The following is a 6,389-nucleotide window of genomic DNA, read 5'->3' on the forward strand; positions in this document are numbered from 1 at the left end:
GATCTGTTCGACGATAAGATTGAGCTGCGCGATACGGTTGTCGCTGAACCAGAGTTGGGTCTTGGGCCTTTGCACACCACCTTTGATGGTCGTGGCAATGCGTACACCACGTTGTTTATCGATAGTCAGGTAGCCAAGTGGGACATTGCGGATGCCATCAAGCATTACAATGGCGAAGACGTAAACTACCTGCGCCAGAAGCTGGATGTGCATTATCAGCCAGGCCACAACCACGCAACGCTTACCGAGACTCGTGATGCCGATGGCAAATGGTTGGTTGTGCTGTCTAAGTTCTCGAAGGACCGCTTCTTGCCAGTAGGCCCGTTGCACCCAGAGAACGATCAGCTGATCGATATTTCTGGCAAGGAAATGAAGCTGGTTCACGATGGCCCCGCGTTCGCTGAGCCGCATGATTGCATCATGGTTCGCCGTGATCAGATCAAGACTAAGAAAGTGTACACCCGTGACGATCCGTCGTTTGCCTCTGCGCGTGCTCAGGCAGAGAAGGACGGCATTACGCTTGAATTCGACAACAAGGTGATTCGCGACGGTAATAAAGTTCGCGTTTACATGACGTCGGTGGCGCCTATGTATGGCCTGACTGAATTTAAGGTTAAACAGGGCGATGAGGTAACGGTGTATGTTACCAACCAGGATACCATTGAGGATGTGACTCACGGTTTCTCTATGGTAAACCATGGTGTGAGCATGGAGATCAGCCCTCAGCAGACGTCTTCGGTTACCTTCGTTGCGGAGAAACCGGGCGTTCACTGGTACTACTGCAACTGGTTCTGTCACGCTCTGCACATGGAGATGACGGGTCGGATGTTGGTAGAGAAGGCCTGATTTAGCGTTTAAAATCGGAGTTCTGTATGGGGCTCCGGTTTTTCTGACTTTTTAGAAGCAATACACAGGAAGAGCCCCTTCCAAAACACGCTGTGAATACGTCCGTGTACGCTTGGCTCCGCCATCCATGGCTACGCACAGTTTTGGAAAGCGCTCTCCCAGTCTCTTGCCCGAAATTGGCAGTCGCTTTCAGTTCGAGAAACTATTTGATGCACCACATTTTGCGTTTAGGGGCGGCCCTGACAGTCGCTTTGCTATCGCTGACCGCCCAGGCCGATATTCAGCAACAGCTGGATGAAATGGAGCCTGGCGCTACGTTTGAGCTCCCTTCTGAAACTGTTTCGCCGTTTGCTATCAGGGTGCAGGGGGTAACGGTTGCCTGTTCTCCGGACACGTTGATTGATGGCGGGGGCGAAGGGAATGCAGTTGAGATTCAGGCAGAGGGTGTAACCCTGTCTGGTTGCCGTATCCGGAACTGGGGTACGGATTTGAATGAGATGAACGCCGGGGTGTTTATTGCCCGGGAGGCTCGCAGCACAACGATTGAGAATAGCGACCTGCAAGGGTCGGCGTTTGGTGTTTGGTTGGATGCGACGCCAAATGTGACGGTTAGGAACAATGCCATTCGCGGCGATGCGACAGTGCGCCCGAACGATCGAGGGAACGGCATTCATCTGTTCAATACAACCGGGGCGTTGATTGAGGGGAACGATATCCGCGAGACGCGGGATGCTATTTATATTGAAACGTCCAACGGCAATGAGATTCGCAACAACACTATGTCGGATCTGCGCTATGGCATTCACTATATGTATTCCATGGATAACCTTCTGGAAGGCAATGTCACTCGCGGCACCCGTACCGGTTATGCGTTGATGCAGAGCAAGCGGCTTACGGTGATTAACAACCGCTCTGAGAACGATCAGAACTACGGCATTCTGATGAATTTTATTACCCAGTCGGTGCTACGGGGCAATGTAGTTTCCGGGGTGTCGCAGGGGCAGACTGCCGGCGTGTCTATTTCAGGTGCAGAAGGCAAGGCAGTGTTTATTTACAACTCTTTGTATAACACCTTTGAGAGCAATGTGTTCCGGGACAGCGGTGTGGGCATTCACCTGACTGCAGGGTCGGAAGACAATGAGGTTTTCAGCAATGCGTTTATCAATAATCAGCGCCAGGTGAAGTATGTGGCTTTGCGCACTCAGGAGTGGTCGAAGGATGGCGAGGGCAACTTCTGGAGTGATTACTTAGGTTGGGATCGCAACCAAGACGGTATTGGCGATGTGTCTTATGAGCCAAACGACAATGTTGATCGACTGTTGTGGACTTACCCAGAAGCCAAGATTCTGATGTTCAGCCCAGCGGTGGATACTCTGCGCTGGGTTCAGGAAGCTTTTCCTGTGGTCAAATCTGCGGGTGTGAGTGATTCACACCCGTTGATGAGCCCGCCCAAAATCTTACAACCGGAGTCCTGATGAGCTGTTTTCGTCTTGAGAATGTGAGCTACCGGTACGATAAGGCGCTGGTATTGAACGGCGTTGACCTGCGTCTTGAGCCCGGAGAAATTCTTGGGTTGTTCGGCCACAACGGCGCCGGCAAAACCACCAGTATCAAACTGATTCTGGGTTTGATGACTCCGTCCCAAGGCAAGGTGTCGGTGTTGGATGGTGAAGCGGGTGACCCTCGCATCAGTCAGCACATCGGTTATTTGCCTGAAAACGTGATGTTTTATCCGCAGCTTACCGGCCGCGAAATTCTTGCGCACTTTGCCCGGCTGAAAGGCGCGAATCTGCGTCAGGTGCCTGCGCTACTGAGCCAGGTGGGGCTGGAAGATGCCATGGATACCCGGGTGAAAACCTACTCCAAGGGCATGCGACAGCGCCTAGGGCTTGCCCAGGCTTTGCTCGGAAAACCTCGTTTGTTGATGCTGGACGAGCCCACGGTGGGGCTAGACCCTGTGGCCACCGCGGATCTTTATCGGTTGCTGCGCAGGTTGCGCGATGAAGGCACCGGCATTGTTTTATGCTCCCATGTGTTGCCGGGTGTGGAACCCTACATAGACCGAGCCGCGATACTGACCGACGGCAGTTTGAAAGCCGTGGGGGATCTTCCCTCACTACGCCGGCAGGCGAACATGCCTATCACGCTCTCTATTGAACCGGAAACCACTGTGGCCGCTTTGGAAAAAGTCGTTAACAGCGCCCAGGCTTCAGCTGGTTTGATGATGCGGCACGACAACGGGCGCCTGCATGTGGATGTTCGATCAACGGAAAAAATGGCGCTGGTCGAAACTCTGGTGGCGTCTGGCGAAGTGCGTGATCTGGGCATCTACCAGCCAACGCTGGAGGATGTGTACGTACACTTTATCGGCTCCGGCGGCCTTGCTCATCGTGGAGGTGCCCAATGAACAGTATTTGGACCATCGCCCGTAAGGAGCTCAGCGACAGCTTTCGGAACCGTTGGCTGATTGCCATCGCCTTGGTGTTCGCCACGCTTGCGTTAGGCATTGCTTGGTTTGGCGCAGCCGCTTCTGGCCAGGTGGGTTATGCGTCCACCCCAGCGACGATTGCCAGCCTTGCCAGCTTGGGTATTTTCCTGATCCCGCTGATTGCTTTGCTACTGGCCTACGACGCCATTGTAGGAGAGGAGGAGGGTGGCACGCTGTTACTGCTAATGACCTACCCTCTGAGTCGTGGGCAGTTGTTATTCGGCAAGTTTCTTGGTCACGGGCTCACGTTGGCGTTGGCTACGCTGATTGGCTTTGGTGTGGCGGGCGTGGCCATTGCCTTGCTGGTAGAGGATGTGGCTGTGGGTGCGCTTGCCGTTGCCATGCTGCGCTTTATCGTGTCTACCACACTGCTTGGCTGGGGCTTCATTGCTTTAGCTTATGTGGTGAGCGTGCGGGTAAGTGAGAAGCCGGTAGCAGCGGGCTTGGCCTTGGCCATTTGGTTTTTCTTTGTGTTGGTTTTCGACTTGATGCTGCTGGGCACATTGGTTGCCAGCCAGGGCGAATTCAACCCGGATTTGTTGCCTTGGCTTCTGCTGCTCAACCCCACGGACATATACCGTTTGTTGAACATCGTCACGTTCAGTGATGGCGCGCAGCTTAGCGGTGTTCTGAGCTTAGGCGCAGATTTACCCATTGGCCCATCGGGGCTTTGGTTGGCGCTGGTACTTTGGTTTGTTATTCCTTTAACCGGCGCCTGGGCACTGTTCCGTCGCCGTCGCATTTGATCCGGAGATGTTGATGAAATCGTTTGGTTTTAAAATCTTGCCTGCCTTGCTGATGTTCGCAGTATTCCTGAGTGGGTGCTCTGGCGAAACCGAAAAAGTCACTGAAAAGCCGGCTCCGGTACATTTTGAATCTGCCGATGAGTGTCACGTATGTGGCATGGCCGTCACTCGGTTCCCTGGGCCGAAAGGCGAAGTGATTACTGAGAAAGAACAAACCGTTCACAAGTTTTGCTCCACCCGAGACATGTTTGCCTGGGCGCTGCAGCCAGAGAACGTGGTGCGCAAGCACACGCTGTATGTGCACGACATGAGCCAAACCGAATGGGCCAGCCCAGACGACGCCGCCTTGATCGATGCCCGCGAGGCCGTTTACGTGGTTGGTTCTGAGCGTAAGGGGGCCATGGGCCAGACACTGGCATCGTTCTCTGAAGAATCGGCTGCCCATGACTTCATGATGGAGCATGGTGGTGAGGTTTTGCAGTATGACGCCATCACCCTGGAGCACCTGAATACGGAGATGCCCATGGGTGATATGCACGGAGATATGAGCCACTAAGGCCGAACCTTCCTCCAAAGGGCGCGCCCCACAATCCGAAACTTGTCCCGGGTCTCCATCCGGGCAAGGTTTGTCTTCACAACGCCCTTGGTAAACCGTGTCGGTTTCGAATAATCAATGCGCACATCCACCAGAACAGGCTGTCCGGCTGCTGACTTTTGCAGCGCAATCTCCAGGCTTTCAGAAATATCCTGGTTGCCCGAAAGCGAAACGAATTCAACGCCACAGGCTTTAGCCAAAGCCTCGTAGTTCACTGTGCCGAGCACTGTGCAGGTCTTCTGGTTGTAAGGAATCTGCTGGGCTTGGGCGATCTGCGACAGTTCGCCATCGTTAAATATAAAAATGATCACGCCCACTTGCAGGCGCGCAGCCGTTACCAGCTCCATGCCAGTCATCAGCAATGCACCGTCGCCCACAATGCCCACTACCTGGCGCTTGGGGTTGGCCAGTTTGGCCCCGATAGCGCCGGGAACACAGTAACCCATGGCGTTGAAATCGCTGGGTGACATGTAATTTCGGGCACCCAGTATGGGCATTAACTCTGCGGCCAAAAACGTATGGTTGCCGTCGTCTGCGACAACAATTGCGTCGTCACTTAGGCGCTCACGCAGGTTGCTGAAAAACAGCTCTGGGTTCACCCGATCGCCGCTGTCATGATCCCGCCACTCTTTCTTGTATGCCGCTTTGTCTTTAGCAATCTGTTCCTGGATGCCGGTATTAGCCGGGGTCGACTTTAGCGCCTTTACGGCTTTCAGTAGCGCCGGCACAGTAATTCTGGCGTCGCCTTCAATGGTGTGGCTGGCAGGGTAGTTGGCGCTGAAAACCTCTGGGTTGATGTCTAGGTGAATCAGACTTGCCGGAGGGTTAATGCCGTAGCTGCCGGTGGGGATCTCTGAGAACCGAGTACCAATTGCCAGTAGACAATCCACCTTGGCGAACGCATTTGTTGCTGCAGGCACCGCATAGTTGCCCATGCCCATTCCGGTATGCAAAGGGTGGTTGCCCGGGAAGGCGCTGAGCCCTTGCAGCGTGGTTGAAACCGGCGCATCCAGCAGTTCTGCCAGCTTAATTAGATCTGCCTGTGCGTCTACCGAGCCCCAGCCAGCAAAAATGCCCGGCTGCGTTGCTTGCACCAGCGCCTGGGCTGCAGCGTCCACCAATGCCTGTTCCGGCTGCTTGGGTGCAGGCGGTGCCTGGTAAAGAGGCATGTCGTCAACGTCGCCCAAAAAATTACTGATGTTGACCGGTATCTCGATAAAGACTGGTCCCGGCTCACCACCCATTGCCAGGTTGTAAGCTTCGTAAAGAGTGGGGATAATTTCCCGGTGGTTGGTAATGCGCCAGGTTTTCTTGGTGATCGGTTTGAGCAGGGCGTGTTGATCCATCTCGTGGAGTTGGTAGCGGTGCCCAGATTCCGAATGAATCCCGCCAGAAATAATCAGCATGGGTATGCCATCAATGCCGGCTTCGCCGATGCCGCTTGCCGCGTGAGTAACGCCTGCAGCCGGTACGATCAACATGGTGCCTAGCTCTGTACCTGTGCGGCTTACGGCATCGGCCATGAAGGCACCGCTACCCTCATGGGTGACAAGTGTCGGCTCGATGCTTTCAGAGCGATTCAGCTCGTCATAGATTTCCGTGGTGTGCACCCCCGGAATACCAAAGGTGCGGCGTATGCCGAGTTGTTCCAGTGCGTGGCGAACGAGAGTGGCGCCGGTTTTCTTCATGGAGTTGCCCTGACAGTTGTTATTGT

Annotated in this window: 5 protein-coding genes and 1 pseudogene; 5 read left to right on the forward strand and 1 reads right to left on the reverse strand. The window is 54.4% G+C overall.

Going from position 1 to position 6,389, the window contains the following annotated elements; translation table 11 throughout:
- The 5 genes and pseudogenes from ACTH3S_RS13560 to ACTH3S_RS13580 all read left to right on the forward strand — a co-directional run.
- Positions 1 to 846: pseudogene (locus ACTH3S_RS13560) on the forward strand (TAT-dependent nitrous-oxide reductase); the annotation flags it as partial.
- A gap of 209 nt (positions 847 to 1,055) precedes the next feature.
- Positions 1,056 to 2,321 (forward strand): nitrous oxide reductase family maturation protein NosD, encoded by a 1,266-nt coding sequence (locus ACTH3S_RS13565; protein ID WP_441809542.1) that lies wholly within the window; start codon positions 1,056 to 1,058, stop codon positions 2,319 to 2,321.
- Positions 2,321 to 3,253, forward strand: coding sequence for an ABC transporter ATP-binding protein (locus tag ACTH3S_RS13570; protein WP_441809543.1), 933 nt, complete (start codon positions 2,321 to 2,323; stop codon positions 3,251 to 3,253). Before ACTH3S_RS13565 ends, ACTH3S_RS13570 begins: the two co-directional genes overlap by 1 nt.
- A complete protein-coding gene (locus tag ACTH3S_RS13575) occupies positions 3,250 to 4,080 on the forward strand; it encodes an ABC transporter permease (protein ID WP_441809544.1) in 831 nt (276 codons plus the stop codon). The genes ACTH3S_RS13570 and ACTH3S_RS13575 overlap by 4 nt, the downstream gene beginning before the upstream one ends.
- Positions 4,081 to 4,093: 13 nt before the next feature.
- Positions 4,094 to 4,636, forward strand: a complete 543-nt coding sequence (locus ACTH3S_RS13580; RefSeq protein ID WP_441809545.1) for a nitrous oxide reductase accessory protein NosL — start codon at positions 4,094 to 4,096, stop codon at positions 4,634 to 4,636.
- Here the strand turns inward: ACTH3S_RS13580 and ACTH3S_RS13585 are convergent.
- The coding region (locus ACTH3S_RS13585; RefSeq protein WP_441809546.1) for a thiamine pyrophosphate-binding protein at positions 4,633 to 6,389 on the reverse strand (1,757 nt) is incomplete at its 5' end. The genes ACTH3S_RS13580 and ACTH3S_RS13585 overlap by 4 nt on opposite strands.

It is taken from the genome of Marinobacter sp. (assembly GCF_052094685.1).
GTDB lineage: Bacteria > Pseudomonadota > Gammaproteobacteria > Pseudomonadales > Oleiphilaceae > Marinobacter.